The sequence below is a fragment of the Streptomyces hygroscopicus genome (assembly GCF_026168105.1).
In the GTDB taxonomy this organism is placed as follows: domain Bacteria; phylum Actinomycetota; class Actinomycetes; order Streptomycetales; family Streptomycetaceae; genus Streptomyces; species Streptomyces hygroscopicus_D.
Genome location: NZ_LBMW01000005.1, coordinates 230,973 through 247,589 on the forward strand (window position 1 = coordinate 230,973; position 16,617 = coordinate 247,589).

General features: G+C 71.1%; 15 protein-coding genes and 2 tRNA genes. 6 read left to right on the forward strand and 11 right to left on the reverse strand.

From position 1 onward, the window contains the following. Positions 1 to 47: 47 nt before the first annotated feature. Positions 48 to 602, forward strand: coding sequence for a SigE family RNA polymerase sigma factor (locus AAW14_RS08125; RefSeq protein WP_265561398.1), 555 nt, complete (start codon positions 48 to 50; stop codon positions 600 to 602). A gap of 117 nt (positions 603 to 719) precedes the next feature. Beyond that, entirely contained in the window at positions 720 to 2,375 is a 1,656-nt protein-coding gene (locus AAW14_RS08130; protein WP_265561401.1) for a long-chain fatty acid--CoA ligase, read from the forward strand. A 109-nt stretch (positions 2,376 to 2,484) separates the two neighbouring features. Here the strand turns inward: AAW14_RS08130 and AAW14_RS08135 are convergent, their stop codons facing one another. After that, the gene (locus AAW14_RS08135) at positions 2,485 to 6,780 is read right to left on the reverse strand and encodes a PAS domain-containing protein (protein ID WP_265561403.1); all 4,296 of its coding nucleotides are present in this window, start codon (positions 6,778 to 6,780) and stop codon (positions 2,485 to 2,487) included. A gap of 187 nt (positions 6,781 to 6,967) precedes the next feature. Further along, the gene (locus AAW14_RS08140; protein ID WP_265561405.1) at positions 6,968 to 7,435 is read right to left on the reverse strand and encodes an SSI family serine proteinase inhibitor; all 468 of its coding nucleotides are present in this window, start codon (positions 7,433 to 7,435) and stop codon (positions 6,968 to 6,970) included. A 437-nt stretch (positions 7,436 to 7,872) separates the two neighbouring features. Here AAW14_RS08140 and AAW14_RS08145 point away from each other — a divergent pair. Further along, positions 7,873 to 7,963, forward strand: a tRNA-Ser gene (locus AAW14_RS08145). 214 nt (positions 7,964 to 8,177) lie between these two features. Then, positions 8,178 to 8,250: transfer RNA gene (locus tag AAW14_RS08150), tRNA-Arg, on the forward strand. An 81-nt stretch (positions 8,251 to 8,331) separates the two neighbouring features. Here AAW14_RS08150 and AAW14_RS08155 read toward each other — a convergent pair. From AAW14_RS08155 to AAW14_RS08195, 9 genes are all read right to left on the reverse strand, one after another. Then, a complete protein-coding gene (locus AAW14_RS08155) occupies positions 8,332 to 9,570 on the reverse strand; it encodes a site-specific integrase (protein WP_416223268.1) in 1,239 nt (412 codons plus the stop codon). Then, positions 9,567 to 9,773, reverse strand: a complete 207-nt coding sequence (locus AAW14_RS08160; protein WP_265561409.1) for a helix-turn-helix domain-containing protein — start codon at positions 9,771 to 9,773, stop codon at positions 9,567 to 9,569. Before AAW14_RS08160 ends, AAW14_RS08155 begins: the two co-directional genes overlap by 4 nt. Then, positions 9,770 to 11,074: a replication initiator gene (locus AAW14_RS08165; RefSeq protein ID WP_265561411.1), complete on the reverse strand. Its 1,305-nt coding sequence runs from the start codon at positions 11,072 to 11,074 to the stop codon at positions 9,770 to 9,772. The genes AAW14_RS08160 and AAW14_RS08165 overlap by 4 nt, the downstream gene beginning before the upstream one ends. A gap of 134 nt (positions 11,075 to 11,208) precedes the next feature. After that, positions 11,209 to 11,454, reverse strand: a complete 246-nt coding sequence (locus AAW14_RS08170) for a SpdD protein (protein WP_265561413.1) — start codon at positions 11,452 to 11,454, stop codon at positions 11,209 to 11,211. A 24-nt stretch (positions 11,455 to 11,478) separates the two neighbouring features. Then, entirely contained in the window at positions 11,479 to 11,673 is a 195-nt protein-coding gene (locus tag AAW14_RS08175; protein WP_265561415.1) for a hypothetical protein, read from the reverse strand. A gap of 16 nt (positions 11,674 to 11,689) precedes the next feature. Further along, positions 11,690 to 11,881, reverse strand: a complete 192-nt coding sequence (locus tag AAW14_RS08180) for a mobile element transfer protein (protein ID WP_265561416.1) — start codon at positions 11,879 to 11,881, stop codon at positions 11,690 to 11,692. A gap of 4 nt (positions 11,882 to 11,885) precedes the next feature. Further along, complete coding sequence (locus AAW14_RS08185; RefSeq protein ID WP_265561418.1) at positions 11,886 to 12,071, reverse strand: hypothetical protein; 186 nt, start codon at positions 12,069 to 12,071, stop codon at positions 11,886 to 11,888. 3 nt (positions 12,072 to 12,074) lie between these two features. After that, positions 12,075 to 12,725, reverse strand: a complete 651-nt coding sequence (locus AAW14_RS08190; protein WP_265561420.1) for a DUF2637 domain-containing protein — start codon at positions 12,723 to 12,725, stop codon at positions 12,075 to 12,077. 84 nt (positions 12,726 to 12,809) lie between these two features. Then, the gene (locus AAW14_RS08195; RefSeq protein WP_265561495.1) at positions 12,810 to 13,934 is read right to left on the reverse strand and encodes an FtsK/SpoIIIE domain-containing protein; all 1,125 of its coding nucleotides are present in this window, start codon (positions 13,932 to 13,934) and stop codon (positions 12,810 to 12,812) included. Between the two features lie 272 nt (positions 13,935 to 14,206). Between AAW14_RS08195 and AAW14_RS08200 the strand changes: the two genes are divergently transcribed. Together AAW14_RS08200 and AAW14_RS08205 are read left to right on the forward strand one after the other, a co-directional pair. After that, entirely contained in the window at positions 14,207 to 14,947 is a 741-nt protein-coding gene (locus AAW14_RS08200; RefSeq protein WP_322741020.1) for a response regulator transcription factor, read from the forward strand. Next, positions 14,944 to 16,614, forward strand: coding sequence for a sensor histidine kinase (locus AAW14_RS08205; protein WP_265561422.1), 1,671 nt, complete (start codon positions 14,944 to 14,946; stop codon positions 16,612 to 16,614). The genes AAW14_RS08200 and AAW14_RS08205 overlap by 4 nt, the downstream gene beginning before the upstream one ends. Positions 16,615 to 16,617 lie beyond the last annotated feature (3 nt).

Consider the following 16,617-nt stretch of genomic DNA (forward strand, 5'->3'; position numbering starts at 1 on the left):
ACCTGCGGCCGATCCGCCGCAGCAGGTGGCGACCCTAGCGTTGAGCCATGACCACACCCGTCTGCACCAGCGCTTCGAACGCCGCTGCATCAGCGAGGCAGACTCTTTTCTACCCGTCGTTCTCGTCGTACGTGAGGGCCCGCCAGCCGGTGCTGCTGCGCACCGCCCGGTCGCTGACCGCGAACCCGAGCGACGCGGAGGATCTGCTGCAGACCGCCCTGACGAAGACGTATGTCGCCTGGGACCGGATCGAGGACCATCGCGCGCTCGACGGGTACGTGCGCCGGGCGCTGCTGAACACGCGGACCTCGCAGTGGCGCAAGCGCAAGGTCGACGAGTTCGTCTGCGACGAGCTGCCCGAGCCGGAGGGGGCGCCGGCCGTGGACCCGGCCGAGGGCCAGGCCCTGCACGACGCCATGTGGCGCGCGATCATGAAACTGCCCGCGCGGCAGCGGGCGATGGTGGTCCTGCGCTACTACGAGGACCTGAGCGAGGCCCAGACGGCAGAGGTGCTCGGCGTCTCCATCGGCACGGTCAAGTCGGCGGTCTCCCGTGCCCTGGGCAAGCTCCGCGACGATCCCGAACTGGAGCCGGTGCGCTAGTCACCCGGCATGTGCTCTGATCGATCATGTCGGGGCCTAGTGACATACCGCGCGGTATGTGCGCAGAATCAGCGCAACCTCTACTACCGCGTTGGCAATGCCGCCCAGGAGGACGCCGTGCTGAGCACCATGCAGGACGTACCGCTGACCGTCACCCGCATCCTCGTGCACGGGGTACTGGTGCACGGACGGTCCCAGATCGCCACGTGGACCGGAGAGGGCGAGCCGCAGCGGCGCAGCTTCGCCGAGGCGGGTGTCCGCGCGGTACAGCTGGCGAACGCCCTGCGTGACGACCTCGGCATCCGCGAGGACGACCGGGTCGCGACGCTGATGTGGAACAACGCCGAGCACGTCGAGGCGTACTTCGCGATCCCCGCCATGGGTGCGGTGCTGCACACGCTCAATCTGCGTCTGCCCGCCGAGCAGCTCACCTGGATCGTCAACCACGCCGCGGACCGCGTGATCATCGTCAACGGCTCGCTGATCCCCCTGCTCGCGCCGCTCCTGCCCAAGCTGCCGACGGTCGAGCACATCGTTGTCTCCGGCCCCGGCGACCGCTCCCCGCTCGCGGGCGCTCATGCACGGGTGCACGAGTACGAGGAGCTGATCGCGGGCAAGCCGACGAGGTTCGAGTGGCCGGAGATCGACGAACGCCAGGCCGCCGCCATGTGTTACACCTCCGGCACCACCGGCGACCCCAAGGGTGTGGTCTACAGCCACCGTTCGATCTACCTGCACTCCATGCAGGTCAACATGACCCAGTCCATGGGCCTGACCGATCAGGACACCTCGCTCGTCGTGGTCCCCCAGTTCCATGTCAACGCCTGGGGCCTGCCGCACGCCACCTTCATGACCGGCGTCAATCTCCTGATGCCGGACCGCTTCCTGCAGCCCGCGCCGCTCGCCGAGATGATCGAGAGCGAGCGGCCCACGCACGCCGCCGCCGTCCCCACCATCTGGCAGGGCCTGCTCGCCGAGCTGACCGCCCGTCCCCGTGATGTCTCGTCCCTCACTCAGGTCACCATCGGCGGCTCGGCCTGCCCGCCCTCGCTCATGGAAGCCTTCGACAAGCTCGGCATGCGTGTCTGCCACGCCTGGGGCATGACGGAGACCTCTCCGCTCGGCACCGTGTCCCGTCCCCCGGCCCATGCGGTGGGCACGGACGAGGAGTTCTCCTACCGGCTCACCCAGGGCCGCTTCCCCGCCGGTGTCGAGGCCCGGCTCACCGGCCCCGACGGCGAACGCCTCCCCTGGGACGGCGAATCCGCCGGAGAGCTGGAGGTGCGTGGACCGTGGATCGCGGGCGCGTACTACAACGGGCCGGACGCCGAACCCCTGCGTCCCGCGGACAAGTTCAGCGAGGACGGCTGGCTGAAGACCGGTGATGTCGGCACCATCAGCCCTGATGGCTTTCTCACCCTGACCGACCGCGCCAAGGACGTCATCAAGTCCGGCGGCGAGTGGATCTCGTCCGTCGATCTGGAGAATGCCCTGATGTCCCATCCGGAGGTCGCCGAGGCCGCGGTCGTCGCCGTCCCGGACGACAAGTGGGGCGAACGCCCGCTTGCCACTGTCGTGCTGAAGGCGGGGGCGAACGTCGATTTCGCCACCCTCCGCTTGTTCCTCGTCGAGGAGGCCAACATCGCCAAGTGGCAGCTTCCCGAGCGCTGGACGATCATCGACGCCGTGCCCAAGACGAGCGTCGGCAAGTTCGACAAGAAGGTGCTGCGTCGACGGTACGCGGACGGTGAGCTGGACGTCACTCACATCTAGCGCTGTACATCGGCACGTTGGGGCGCTGTTTCACGTGAAACAGCGCCCCACACCGCTTATGGGGAGCCAATTCCCCTTCGGGCGCGTTCAGTTCGTGTTACGGGCGCGCTCAGTTTGTGCCGATCCGTGCCAGCAGATCCACGATCCGCTCCTGCACCTCGGGGCTCGTCGAGCGCTCCGCCAGGAACAGGACCGTCTCCCCGGAGACCAGGCGGGGCAGATCGGCCTGGTCCACTGCGGCGGTGTAGACGACGAGCGGGGTGCGGTTGAGCAGGTTGTTCGCGCGCAGCCAGTCGACGACTCCGGCCTGGCGGCGGTGCACCTGGAGCAGGTCCATCACCACGAGGTTCGGCCGCATCTGCGCGGCCAGCGTGACCGCGTCCGTGTCCGACGCGGCCCGCGCGACCTGCATGCCGCGTCGCTCCAGCGTCGCGGTGAGCGCGAGCGCGATCTCGGCGTGCTCCTCGATGAGCAGGACGCGCGGCGGGTGCTGCTCGGAGTCGCGCGGGGCGAGCGCCTTCAGGAGTACGGCCGGGTCGGCGCCGTACGCCGCCTCGCGCGTGGCCTGTCCGAGCCCCGCCGTGACCAGCACGGGGACCTCGGCGGCCACCGCCGCCTGACGCAGCGACTGCAGCGCGGTCCGTGTGATCGGGCCGGTGAGCGGGTCCACGAAGAGCGCGGCCGGGAAGGCGGCGATCTGCGCGTCGACCTCCTCACGGGAGTTGACGGTGACGGGCCGGTAGCCACGGTCACTGAGAGCCTGCTGGGTCGTCACGTCCGGCGCGGGCCACACGAGCAGCCGTCGCGGGTTGTCGAGCGGCTCCGGAGGCAGCTCGTCGTCCATCGGCTGCAGGTGTGGCCGGTCGGCGATCTCGACGGCGCCACCGGGGCCGTCGAGCGGCTCGGGACCTTCGTCGGCGTTCTCGTCGGGAGCTCCTATGGCGTACGACCGTCCGGCGCCCTCCGTGACCGCGGCCAGACGAGACTGCCCGGCCAGGGACGGCTGCGCCGGGGGCGGGGTCGAAGCGGCCTGTGGATGCGGGCGCGCTGCCGTCTCCGGACGCTCACCCGCGGGCTCGGGAGGCGTGCCGAGCTTGCGGCGACGGCCCGAACCGTTCGACTGGTGCGGTGGAGGCGTGGCCGACTGGGAGCGGGGCTGGGCCTCCGGCTGCGCCCCCTGACGGGCGAAGGGCACTCCCTGCCCGAGGGTCCGCACGCTGATTGCCCGCCCCTGCGTCGAGTTGGGGTCGACGGGCGCGGACGCCTCGGCGGGCAGCGGCTGAGCGGCCCGTGGCTGGGCGCCGCGCTCCGGGGGCAGCGGGGTGCCCGCCGAAGGGGTGGGCCCCGATACCGGCATCCCGGCGCCCGAGGTGTCACCGGAACCGGGCCAGGGCCCCGGCTGGGCGGCTCCCGGGGGCACGGCCACGCCGGGAGCGGGCGTGGCCCCGGCGGGAACACCACCCGGGGGGGTCGCCCCGTCGGGCACCGGATGCGGGCCGGTCTGCGCCGGGGCAGGGGGCTGACCGGGAAGGGACTGAGCCGGTGTCGCGGCGCTCTGCCCGGGGAGGGACTGAGCGGGCGCCGCGGGGACCGGCCGGCCCGGTGCCGACAGCGCGGGCTGGGTACCAGGGCCGGGCTGACCGGGAGCCTTCTGCGTCGGCTGCGACAGGCCGGGCGCTCCCTGTCCGCCGGGTGCGCCCTGAACCGCAAGTCCCTGCGCGGCAGCGGTCTGCGGGGCGGGCGTGCCCTGCGCCGGGGCGGGCATCCGCGGTGCCGGGAGGGGCCCCGGCCCTTCCGGCGTGGGAGCCGGCTCGTCCTGGGCAGGCGCCGCGGGCGTCATCTGCGCGGGTGCGCTGTGCGGAGGTGTCTGTGCGGGCGCGTCCTGCGGGGACGTCGTGGCCGCGACCCCGTCCGGTCCGCTCGGCCGCTGCCCGGGCGCGGTCTCCCGGCGAGCGCGGCGGCGACCCGTGGGAGCGGCCACCGGGTGCGGCTGCGGCGGCGTGTGGTCCTCGGCCTGATCGCGTGGCACCGCGTCATGACGGCCCTCGTCGGGCCCGGGCGCGGGCTCCGGTGTGCGGTCCGCCTCGGCGGGCGGCAGCGCGAACACCGTCCGGGCGCCGGAATCCGCGGCGGCGGCACGCTCGTTCGCCGCGGCCAGGGCGCGGCGACGGCGTCCCGTCGGTGCGGGGGCGGCCTGGGCGTCGTTCGGGGACGGCTTACCGGAGGCCGCGGGCAGCGCGGCCGGCAGCGCCTGCGGTTCCACCTCCCGGCGGGCGCGTCGGCCGGTGGGCGCGGGAACGCCCTGCGGCGGCACGGCCGCTCCCAGCCCGTTCGCGGCGGCCGGGGCCCCTGCGGCGTGCTCGGCAGCGGTCACCACCGACCCCTCGGCCACGCCCCCGGCGCCGTTCTCGGCCGGGCTCGGCCGTCCGCGCCGCCGTCCCGTACCGCTGGATGCCGGGGCCTCCACACCCTCGTCCGCGGTCACCTCGTCCGGAACCGACGTCTCCTCGACGGGCTCCTCCGCCGCCCTCCGCCGACGTCGCCCGGTGGGCGCCGTCGGGGCCGAACCGGAGGAGGCGGCAGCGTCGCCCACCTCGCTCCCCAGGAAGGCGTCCACGGACGACCGGCGGGCCCGCCGCCGTCCGCCGCCCTGCTGAGTGGCCTGTTCGGGGATCGTGAGCTTGGCCTCGGACGCCGCGGACTCCTCGGCAGGCGTCCCGGCCGGCGGCGCCGCCACGGCCCCGGCGCCGCCGCCCAGCGGCACCTCGAGCACGTACGCGCTGCCGCTCATCCCCGGCACCTCGTGCGTCTGCAGTACACCGCCGTGCGCCCGCACGATCCCGCCGACGATCGGCTGGTGCACCGGGTCTCCCCCGGCATACGGGCCGCGCACCTCGATCCGAACGACCTCGCCGCGCTGCGCGGCCGCCACGACGACGGTGTTGTCCATGTAACCGCCCGCCGAGACGGGCGCGTTGCCCGTGGAGTCGACGCCCGCCACGTCCGCGACGAGGTGCGCGAGGGCCTGCGCGAGCCGCTGTGGGTCGACCTCTGCCTCGATGGGCGGGGCGTGGACGGCGAACTGCACGCGTCCGGGCCCGATCAGTTCGACGGCGCCGTCCACACCGGCGGCGACGACGGCGTCGAGCATGACGGCCGTCCGTACGAGCTCGTCGGCGCCGGCGTCCAGCCGCTGGTAGCCGAGGACGTTGTCGACGAGCGTGGTGATGCGCGAGTAGCCGGCCGCGAGGTGGTGGAGCACCTGGTTGGCCTCGGGCCAAAGCTGGCCGGCGTCGTCCGCGGCGAGCTTGGCCAGCTCACCGCGCAGCTCGTCGAGCGGACCGCGCAGCGACTGGCCGAGTACGGCGAGCAGTTGATCGTGCCGGGCGGTCAGCGCCTCGTAGCGGTCCTTCTCGCGTTCGCCGAGCGCGGCGTGGCGCTCGTCGGCGGCCGCGATCTCCTCCGCGTGCCGTTCGTGCAGCTCGGCGAGCTCGGCGGCATGCTCCTCACGCAGCCGCTCCAGCTCCTCCCGATGCTCCTTGGCGACCCGGTCCAGCTCCTGCAGGTGCTGCTTGTCGGCCTCGTCCTTCTCCGCCACGAGCGAGTCGAGCGGGCGCCGGTCGGTGAAGGTCAACACGGCACCGACGAGCTGGTCGCCGTCGCGCACCGGCGCGGTCGTCAGGTCGACCGGCACCTTGTCGCCGCTCTTGGACCACAGCACCTGCCCGCGCACCCGGTGCTTGCGCCCGGAGCGCAGGGTGTCGTGCAGCGGAGATTCACCGTACGGGAAGGGGGAGCCGTCTTCCCGGGAGTGCAGCACGAGGGTGTGCAGCTCCTTGCCGCCCAGATCGCTGGCGCGGTAGCCGAGGATCTGCGCGGCGGCCGGGTTGACGAGCACGATCCGCCCGTCGGTGTCGGTGCCCACCACGCCCTCGGCCGCGGCCCGAAGGATCATCTCGGTCTGCCGCTGGGAGCGCGCGAGTTCGGCCTCGGTGTCAACGGTTCCGGACAGATCACGCACCACGAGCATGAGCAGTTCGTCGCCGGTGTAGCCGTAGCCGTCGTACGCCTGCCGGCCGTCCTCGAGGTTGGCGCTCGTGACCTCGACGGGGAACTCGCTGCCGTCCGTCCGCCGGGCGGTCATCCGCGTCGGCTTGGTGCGCCCGTGCGGGTCGATGGAGTCGGGACGCCGCATGGACCCGGGGATCAGCCGCGAGTCGAACTCCGGCAGCAGGTCGAGCAGCCCGCGCCCCACCAGGGCGGTTCCGGGCGTCTCGAAGGCTTCCAGAGCGATGGTGTTGGCGTTGACGACGGTCCCGTTCGCGTTGACCAGTACCAACGCGTCCGGGAGCGCGTCCAGTATCGCAGCGAGGCGAGCAGCGCCTCGGGATGGCCTGCTGCTCACGAGACGCTTCCTCCCTGTTACCGCACCCTTCCGACCGCGGAGGCCATCTTGCCAACCGGCCCGCAGCGTGTCACGCGAGGGAGTCTACGGGCAGCGGCCCGGTCGGCGATGCCGGATGAGAGGGAGGTCGCACGCGGAAGTGACGCAGAAGCTGTGACCGCGCAGGTCGCCGGGCGGAACCCCGCTCTCACCCGTGACGCCCGCCCGCTCCGGCCGGGGTCCGGCGGGGCGGAGTCCACGAACGAACGTCCGGCAACAGCGGCACCAGGTCGTTCCACCGGGCGACCTGACAGCCGTCCCGGCGGTCGTACCGTGCGTCGACCGGACGCCCGGCCCAGACGCCGGAGATGCGGGCGGTGGCCGGGCCGCCGTACTCCATCGAGCACATCCGGCCCCTCGGCACCGGGGCGAAAGGGTTCCGGCCCCAGATGGTCCGCCGGTCGAGGATGGCGCACGCTCCGGCGGGGTCCGGGTGACTGCCGCTCCCCGGATGACACCGCAGCACATACGTCCCGTCGGCACGCCCGGCATGCGCGATGGTGACGACGAGCCGGTCACCGCGGGGGACGGGGGGACGGCCGTGCGCATACGCCGTCAGGGGCGCCGTGGCGGCGGCGAGGAGTGCGACGGCACCGAGGAGCGTGCCGCGAGGCATGAACTCGAACATGCCGTGACTAACGCGGACAAGGCGGGAGGGTTGCGCGGGATTGTGTGGCGCCTGTTGCCGGTGGGGCAGGAGGGACCGGCGTCCCGGGGCGTCCCGGGAGGGGCTCCAGGGATGCCCCGAGGCAAGGCCCAGCGAAGTGGCTCGGGGAGGCTGCTCGGGGCAGCTGCTCGACGAAACCGTGAGGAAGCTGTTCGACGAAACCGTGAGGAAGCTCTTCGAGCAAGCAAGGAAAGCGGCTCGAAGCGGCTGGAGGAAGAGGTTGCGCGGCTCCCGGAGCGATCACCACCGGATCCGGCCACGGATTGCGGCCCAATGCTTTGCCCTGCGGCCTTTCCGCCTAGTACCGTGGGGGGCGATTGGTGACACCCCGCTCGGCTGTGTCATCATCTGCACGCACCACTCGCGCTTGCGCGGGCGGTTGTGCTGGAGGCGTCGCCTAGTCCGGTCTATGGCGCCGCACTGCTAATGCGGTTTGGGCCTTAAAGCCCATCGAGGGTTCAAATCCCTCCGCCTCCGCGCTTGATCACGAAGCCCCGGTCTCCGCGACCGGGGTTTCGGCGTTTCCGGGGCCGCCGCGAGCACCACTCCTCCACCGTCCGCCCAGCACGTTTCCGCAGGTCACAAGGGGTAGGGCAAACGGATTTCACATGGCGGCGGCAGTCATGTAATGTTCTTCCTGTCGCCGCGAGCGGGTCGGAAGGGCCGGGAGCGGGGAAGAAAAACATAACAAGCACTCGTAGCTTAACGGATAGAGCATCTGACTACGGATCAGAAGGTTGCAGGTTCGAATCCTGCCGAGTGCGCGCAGCTCAGAGGCCCCGGATCACTCCGGGGCCTCTGGCATTTCGGGGGCGTACAGCAGCGAAGTACAGCAACGGTTGATGTCAGCCGGTTCCCGTACCGGTGCCGCCCATCGCAGCGGACAGCTTGCCGAGCGCGGCCCGCACCTCCTCCTCGCTCGCTTCCGCGTAGACCTCCATCGTCATGGCGATCTGCGAGTGCCGGAGGATGCGCTGCGCCACCTTCGGGTGCACCTTCAGCGCGACCAGGAGCGAGCTGCACGTGTGCCGGGTGTTCCGGAGCGGGATCACGCGGAGTCCGGCGCGACGGGCACGCAGGGCGAACATGCGGGTGAGGTTCCCCGGCTCGATGGCCGTCCCGTACTTCGTGGTGAAGACCAGGCCGCGAGTGTCCTGCCAGAGCTCCCCGGCCGCCTTCTGGTCGCCGAACTGCTGAGCGCGACGCATGCGGAGCGCCTTGAGGCAGAACTCGGGGAGGGGAAGGTAGTCGTCGGATTCCTCCGTCTTGGTCTCTCGGTGGAGGATCTGGCGGCCCGCGCGCTGGATCTGGTGATCCACGTATAGCTCTCCCGTCTCGAAGTCGATCGACTTCCAGGTGAGGCCCAGGACCTCACCCCGGCGCAGCCCCAGGCAGAGGACCAACACCCAGGCTGCGAAGAGCGGATCCTCCCGGGTCAGGGAATCAGCGAGGAAGCGCCCCGCTTCGACTACGGACCACGGCTTGATCCGGCGGCGACGAGGCTTGGGGACCTTGACCAAGGAGGCCACGTTCTTGCTGATCTCCTCCTCGGTCACGGCGTGGGTGAGGGCGGCGCGGAGGGCATCGCGTGCGGCTTGGACCACTCGTCGGGACGGGTACGCCTCACAGCACTCCCCGACGGCACAGCAGCGCTGCCTTTCCATAGGCCGCTTCGCGTCCTTGCCCTGAGCACAGCACTGGCAGATGCCGGCCAGCTTGGTGAGCCACTCGCGCACGTCCCGGACGGTCAGCTTGTCGAGCCGCTTCCCGCCCAGGCGCGGAACGATGTAGAGCCGCACCGAGCCCTCGTACGAGACGTACGACAGCGGGGCGAGGTTCGGCTTCACGATCGACTCAAGCCAGTACGAGAGGAAGGCCTGCACCGTCCGGTGACGGGTCTGCACCGGGCCCCTGGTGGCTTCGCCGTGAAGCTTGATCCACTTCTCGTGCGTCTCCTCGCGGGTCTTGCCGTAGACGTACTTCCGCTTGCGGTCGCCGTCGGGGGTCGTGACCCAGACGTACGCGGCGAAGCCGTTCTTGTACGGGTAGATCGAGCCTTCGCCGTTTGCCCGCTTGCCGCTCATGCCGCCCACTCCTCGGTGTCAGCCGCACAGCGGTTCACGTACTCGTCGACCCACGCCGGGAGGATGCGTCGGTTGCGGCCGACCTTCACGGAACGGATCTCCCCGCTGAGTACGAGGGCCTTGGTCTTGGAGAGGCCGAAGCCGAGCATTTCGGCGACCTCGGCCGTCGTGTGCCATTTCCGCTGGATCGTCACCGAGGTCACTTGGTCGGTTCTCCTTCCGTTCCGGGGGCGGGTTCGAGGGATGCGGCAAGCCAGGCCTCGGCGTCGGAGAGACCGGTCCCGGCGAAGACCCAGTGCGCGAGCACGAGGGTCGTGTCCGAGGTGGTCTCCGTTGCGGCAGCGGCTTGGGCTCGTCGCCATTCGGCGCGGGCGTCGCGGAGGGCGCCGAGGGTGGTGGAGTAGCGGCGGGACTTGGTGGAGAAGTGGCCGCGGAAGCCGAGCATGTGGGCCCAGGCGCGCAGGCGGAGGTGTTCCAGGTCCTTGCGTGCGCCGAGGGTCCAGGCGGTTCGGACCAGTTGGCGGGCATGGTCGCTGATGTCGAGCTGGGCGAGTTCGGCGAGGAACTTGAGGGGGCGGTCGAGAGCTCCCGTGGCTGTCTCGGCGCCCTTGGTGGCGTACTTGGCGATGTACGCGGCTACGGCCCGTTCGGTCAGCTCCTGGCCGTCGTTGAAGTCGGCGGATCGGATGGTGCGGACGTCGAGTTGGCGGCCGAAGGTGAAGGTGTGGGTGCGGCCGTCGATGACCGGGCCGTCGACGCGGACCTTGCCAGCGGCAGCGCCGATGGCGTCGGTGAGCAGCTCGGCGGTTGCCCAGGCGGGCGGCGGGGTGTCGCCTCCCGTCGGGCCGTCGATGCGGATGACGGCGTGGAAGTGGACCGCGCCGCGCTTCTGGTACTCGGCGACCTTGGCGAACGAGACCCGGGCGTGCTCGCGGAACCGGCGCTGGGACAGCCCCGCTCGCTTGGCGACCTCTCGGCGCAGGTAGGTCGAGAAGCGCCGCCACAGGGCACCGGCGTGGGCGTTCCAGAGGACGGCGGCTTCGTAGTCGTAGCTGTCCGGGTCGAGCGGGGTGCCAAGGGTGTCGTCGTCCTGGTCGTGGTGGACGCCGCAGCGGCAGGGGCGCCCGCTGGAGGGGCGGTTGTGGACCGGGCCGAAGCTCGGGGCGGTGACGGTGGCAAAGACGCGCGGGTGGGCGGCGACGTGTTCCGGGATGCCCTTGCCGCCGTGCAGGCCCGAGGTGATCAGGTGGAAGGTGTCGCGGCGGTAGACCTCGGCGCAGGCTGGGCAGCGGGTGGTGCGGCGGTTGTTGCAGCGGACGAGGAGTTGGCCGGCGGGGAGGCTGGAGGAGTCGAGGTGCTGAAGGACGCGGCCGATCTCGCCGGTGGTGGTGTTGAGGTCGTACTCGGTGCGGTGGCCGTCGAGGCGGATGGGGTGGGTGCAGCCGCCGAGTCCGGAGAGCTGGCGGAGGATACCGGGCAGGGTGCCGCCCTCGGCCAGGTTCATCAGTTCCGGAAGCGGTGGCGGGGTGTTGCCGGTGAAGATGGCGGTTCTCCTTCTGGCTGGCTCGGTCAGGAGTGATCGGACCCGGGGCGGCGGATGCTTGGTCGTGTCGTGCCGCCCCGGGTGCCGGGCGGGGTTCAGCGGCGGTGGTGGTCGCGGAGCATGGAGCGCAGGACCACGGCGGCGACGGCCACGGAGATGGCCGTGACGGCGACGGCGGCCAGGAGCGCGGTGAGGACGACCCCGCCGACGACCAGGGCTATGACCGCCTTGTGGTCGATGGACAGCGGCGGGAGCGAGCGTCGTACGGGCGCCGGGTCGGCCGGGGCGTGGGTGTGCGCGGGCGGCGGGGTCGGGCTGTCGGGGTACTTGGGCAGGAACACGAGCCGATCTCCTTATCTACTCGTCTAGGCATGTGAGCCGTTTATGACGTCGACTCCGGAGCGCGTGCCGGACTCGATGGCGGGGGCGAGGAAGGTGTGCGCGAGCCAGAACCCGAAGAGGGCGATCAGGACGACGATCCAGGTGCGGACGCCGAGGAACTTGACCGCTCCCCAGGCGAAGAGGCCGAGGACGACGACGAGCGGCAGGCTGACGGTCACGAGGTGTGGAGTCCTTTCAGCGCACAGGGCAGCCGTGAGTGCGGGCGGCCAGCTCAGCGGCGGCGCGGCTGTCGTAGTCGGCGGAGAAACCGCAGCGCGGCGCGGTGCAGGCGGCGGTGTGCTTCTCGCGGCCCCGGTGGTCGTAGGCGGTGCCGACCTGGACGGGACCGATGCGGGTGACGTCCCGGAATCGTCGGTTTGCGGTCATGCGTTCAGTCCTCCTCTCGCTGGGTCGAGGCGGGGAAGCCGTTGAGGATGCGGGCGGCTTCGACGGGGTCAGGGGTGAACTCGGCGGCGGCTTCGGCGAGAAGCCGGGCGAGTGCCGTCCGGCCGCTTGCGGCCATCTCGTGGGCGGCTTTGAGGTAGTCGGCGACCGTGTTGAAGGAGAAGAGGGGCACAGGTCAGCTCCCTGTCGGGGTGAGGCGGGCGGCGATGGCTTCGGTCATGGGTGCCGGGACGCCGAGGCGGGCGCGGAGGGTCGGGGTGTCGATGGGTGTTCCGGTGCGGGTGTGGTGGTCGGCGGCGACCTTGCGGGCGTGTTCGACGAGGGCGGTCGGGACGGCTACGGCCGGTTGTGCCGGTCGTTCCGGTGGTGCCTCGATGGCGGGTTGGGTGGGTGGCTCGGGAGAGGGTTCGGGCGCGTGCTCCTGGTCCTCGATGACCTCAACACCAGTCCCCGTGGTCGCGGTCGGGGCGGAGTGGGCGAGGAGCGTGCCGCCGAGGAAGGCGACCGCGGGCCAGCCCGCGACGAGGATGCGCAGCCATGCCGGCACCTGGTGCATGTCGAGCAGTCCGGCGGTCGCGACGTTCGCGCCGAGGGACGCGGTCAGAGCGATGACGAACCAGCACCACCCGGCCGCTTTCGCATCGCCGGATCGCAGCCGACGCCAGGCGGCGACGAGGAGCAGGTCAACGCTGATCGGGTAGGCCCACGCTTTCCACCCGCCCTGTCCGGCGGCCGAGGCGATGTCGTGCAGGTGGGCGAAGGACAGCGCGGCGGCGATGACCGCTTGGATGAGTACCGCGTCGACGCGGGCCAGGTGGGCGCGCATGCTGCGGCTCCTTTTCGGATTCGGGCATGGGAGGGGTAGGGACATGGCGCGAGACGGTCACGCCAACCGTGTTGGGGCAGTACGTCAGTCGGTCACCGGTCGCGGTTTGACCAGCGACACCGGAGCTTCAACCGGCGGCAGTAGGGGCACGTCGGGCCGGAAGGGCTTGAGTGCGGGCAGGTCGGGCATCAGGTGCGCTGACTCGCGGCAGATTTCGGCAGCGTCGCCGAGGGACAGGTAGGGCGTGCGGATGCGGGACCAGCCGCCGGAGGTGTCACCGGCCACGGCGAGGCCGGGCCGTTCGGGCGCGATGGCGCAGGCGGCATAGACCGCTTCTGGCGCGATGTCGCCGAGCGCCATCTTGGCGGAGGCTTCGTCGTTGACGCGGTGGCAGACCCGGCCGGTCAACTGTGCCCGCAGCATGGTGGCGCCCTTGCCGAGTTCGGCGCCGAAGCGCTGCCCGCAGACCTCCAGATAGATGCCGGCGGCGCGCCCGAGCTGGGCGAGGCGGATGAGCTGGGTGACCATCTCGTCTCGCCGTTCCTCGTCCTTGCGCGTGGCGACGAGGAACAGTTCGGCCACCTCGTCGACGAACAGCACGATCGGCACCGGCCGTTCCTCCTCGGGCAGGCCCCAGATGTCGGAGGTGATCTCCTCGTCCGGGATGCCCGGGGCGATGCCCTGCCGGGCCTTGATCAGGTCGTATCGGTCCTCCATTTCCTTGACGAGCACGGGCAGCAGCTCGGCCGCCTGCTCCGGGTCGGTGGCCAGCGCCGAGAGCCGGGCGGCAAACGGTGCCAGCTCGACGCCCCGCTTGCAGTCGATGCCGACCAGGGCGACCGGCTGAGGGGCGAGCCCGGCGATCAGGTGACGCAAGTACATGGACTTACCCGACAGCGTGGCGCCAAGGGTTAGCTGATGCGGGATGGTGCGGTAGTCGCGCACGAACGGCGTGGCGTCCTCCCGCAGCGCCACCGGCACCTTGAGAAACCCCCCACCGGCCTTACGGGGCATCTGCACCCGCCGCAGCACGTCGAAGCCGACGAGCCGCAGCTCAACCACACCCGGCTTGACGGTCGTGACGTACACGGCGTGAACACCCCAGGCATGCCGCAGCCGCTCAGCCGAAGCAGCGAGGTCGGCGGGTTCCTGCCCTGGGGCGAGTCGCAGCCGAAGCCGCAGCCCGCACGTCGCCAAGGTCGAGCGCAGTCACACCTTCGAGCGGGCGCGCGACCGAGTGACGGACGGGATGACCGACTGAGGAACCGTCACCGTCACCTCCAGGTGATGCACAGGGAGTTCATGAGGGCAAGCCCGTTCATCCCGTTCTCGTCGGCGCCACGCGGAGAGGCCACCGGCCCCTGAGGCCAGGTGGTTTGGAGGTCTTCCCAGGAGTTCCCTGAGAGGCGCCTGTGTGTTTCTTAGGGAAATCACAGATTAGTGAAAGCGTGCTCTCAGAGGGCCCCGACAAGGTGTCCACCATGACCACGACCTCGCCCCAGGGGCGCACCGAACTGCTGAGGCCGGACGGGAGCCCCGTCCGCGTGCTGGTAGTGGACGACGAGTTGTCGATCACCGAACTGCTGTCCATGGCCCTGCGCTACGAAGGCTGGCAGATCCGCAGCTCGGGTGACGGGCACGGCGCGCTCCAGACAGCGCGTGAGTTCCGGCCCGACGCCGTCGTCCTCGACATGATGCTCCCGGACATGGACGGTCTTGCCGTCCTGGGGCGGCTGCGGCGCGAGCTGCCGGACGTGCCGGTCCTCTTCCTCACCGCCAAGGACGCGGTCGAGGACCGGATCGCGGGTCTGACCGCGGGTGGGGACGACTACGTCACCAAGCCGTTCAGCCTGGAAGAGGTCGTGGCCCGGCTGCGCGGGCTGATCCGCCGCGCCGGTGCCGCGGACCGGCGGTCGGAATCCGTGCTGGTGGTGGGGGACCTGACGCTGGACGAGGACAGCCACGAGGTGGTGCGGGCCGGTGACTCCATCCACCTCACCGCCACCGAGTTCGAGCTGCTCCGCTTTCTGATGCGCAACCCGCGGCGGGTACTCAGCAAGGCGCAGATCCTCGACCGCGTGTGGTCGTACGACTTCGGCGGGCAGGCCAATGTGGTCGAGCTCTACATCTCCTATCTGCGGCGGAAGATCGACGCGGGCCGTGAGCCGATGATCCACACGCGGCGCGGCGCCGGCTACCTGATCAAGCCCGCGGCGTCATGAGGCGACGACGACGGCCGCGTACGCAGAAGCGAGGACGACAGCCGCGCACGCTGCGAACGCGGCTGGTCGTCTCCGCGGTCACCCTGATCGCCGTGGTGGGTGCCGTGATCGGTACGGTCACGACCATCGCGTTGGGTCAGCGCCTGTACGGGCAGTTGGACGGACAGGTCACCGATTCGGCCAGGCGGGCCGCGGGGCCGTCCGCAAACCTGGTCCCGGGCAACGACGGTCAGTGGCCCGGCAATCAGGGTCCCGGCAACCTGAACGGTGACTCGTCGAGGAACTCCTCCGGCCCCGTCACGGCACAGGACAGGCTGGACGAATTCGTCACCCGTGGCCCGACGCAGCCCGAAACCGTCGCCGCCCAGATCGACTCCAGTGGCGTGATCAGGAGGGCGGTCATCGCCAAGGAGGTCTCCTCCACGGGCGGAGGCTTCGAGCGTATGAACGCCGTCGACCTCAGCGCGGCGCAGACGTCCGCGCTCGCCTCCGTCCCCCGTGACAACAAGCTGCACACCGTCACGGTCCCGGGTCTCGGCGAGTACCGCGTCAAGTACCTCTCCGGCGCAAAGGGCAACTACTACGTCGCCCTCCCCACGCGGGCCGTCACCGACAACCTCGACACCCTCATCCTCGTCGAGGTCTGCGTCACCGCCGCCGGGCTCGTCGCCGCCGGGATCGCCGGGTCCGTACTCGTCGGGCTCGCTCTGCGACCGCTGCGCAAGGTCGCCGCGACCGCCACCCGTGTCTCCGAACTCCCGTTGCACACCGGCGAGGTGACCCTCAACGAGCGGGTCCCGGAGTCGGAGACCGACCCGCACACCGAGGTCGGGCAGGTCGGGGCCGCCCTCAACCGCATGCTCGACCATGTTCACGGCGCCCTGCACGCGCGGCAGCAGAGCGAGACGCGCGTACGGCAGTTCGTCGCGGACGCCAGTCATGAGCTGCGCACTCCGCTCGCGTCCATCCGCGGATACGCCGAACTGACCAGGCGAGGACGCGAAGAGACCGGCCCCGACACCCGGCACGCCCTCGGCAGGATCGAGTCGGAGGCGGGGCGCATGACCCTGCTGGTCGAGGACCTGCTGCTGCTCGCCCGGCTGGATGCGGGGCGCCCGCTCCAGTTCGAGCGGACCGACCTCGTACCGCTGGTCGTGGACACCATCAGCGACGCGCGCGCCGCCGGACGCGGTCACAACTGGCGTCTGGAACTGCCCGACGAGCCCGCCCTCGCGTCCGCCGACGCCGCACGACTGCAGCAGGTGCTCGTCAACCTGCTCGCCAACGCCCGCACCCACACCCCGCCCGGTACGACCGTCACCGCGCGTGTGCGGCGGCGCGGGCCGTGGCTGTGCGTGGACGTCCAGGACGACGGCCAGGGCATTCCGCCCGATCTGCTGCCGCACGTCTTCGAGCGGTTCGCGCGAGGTGACTCCGCGCGCTCCCGGTCCACCGGCTCGACCGGACTCGGCCTTGCCATCGTGCAGGCTGTCGCGACCGCACACGGCGGCGCGGTGACGGTCGACAGCGTTCCCGGACGAACGGTGTTCACCGTGCATCTGCCAGCGCTCACCCCCTACGTGCCGACGCCCGCTCCGGAAACGAACTGGCAACGGGACTCACAGGTACAGCACAGCGCCACCACACGGGTGCAACAGGGCACTTGAGAA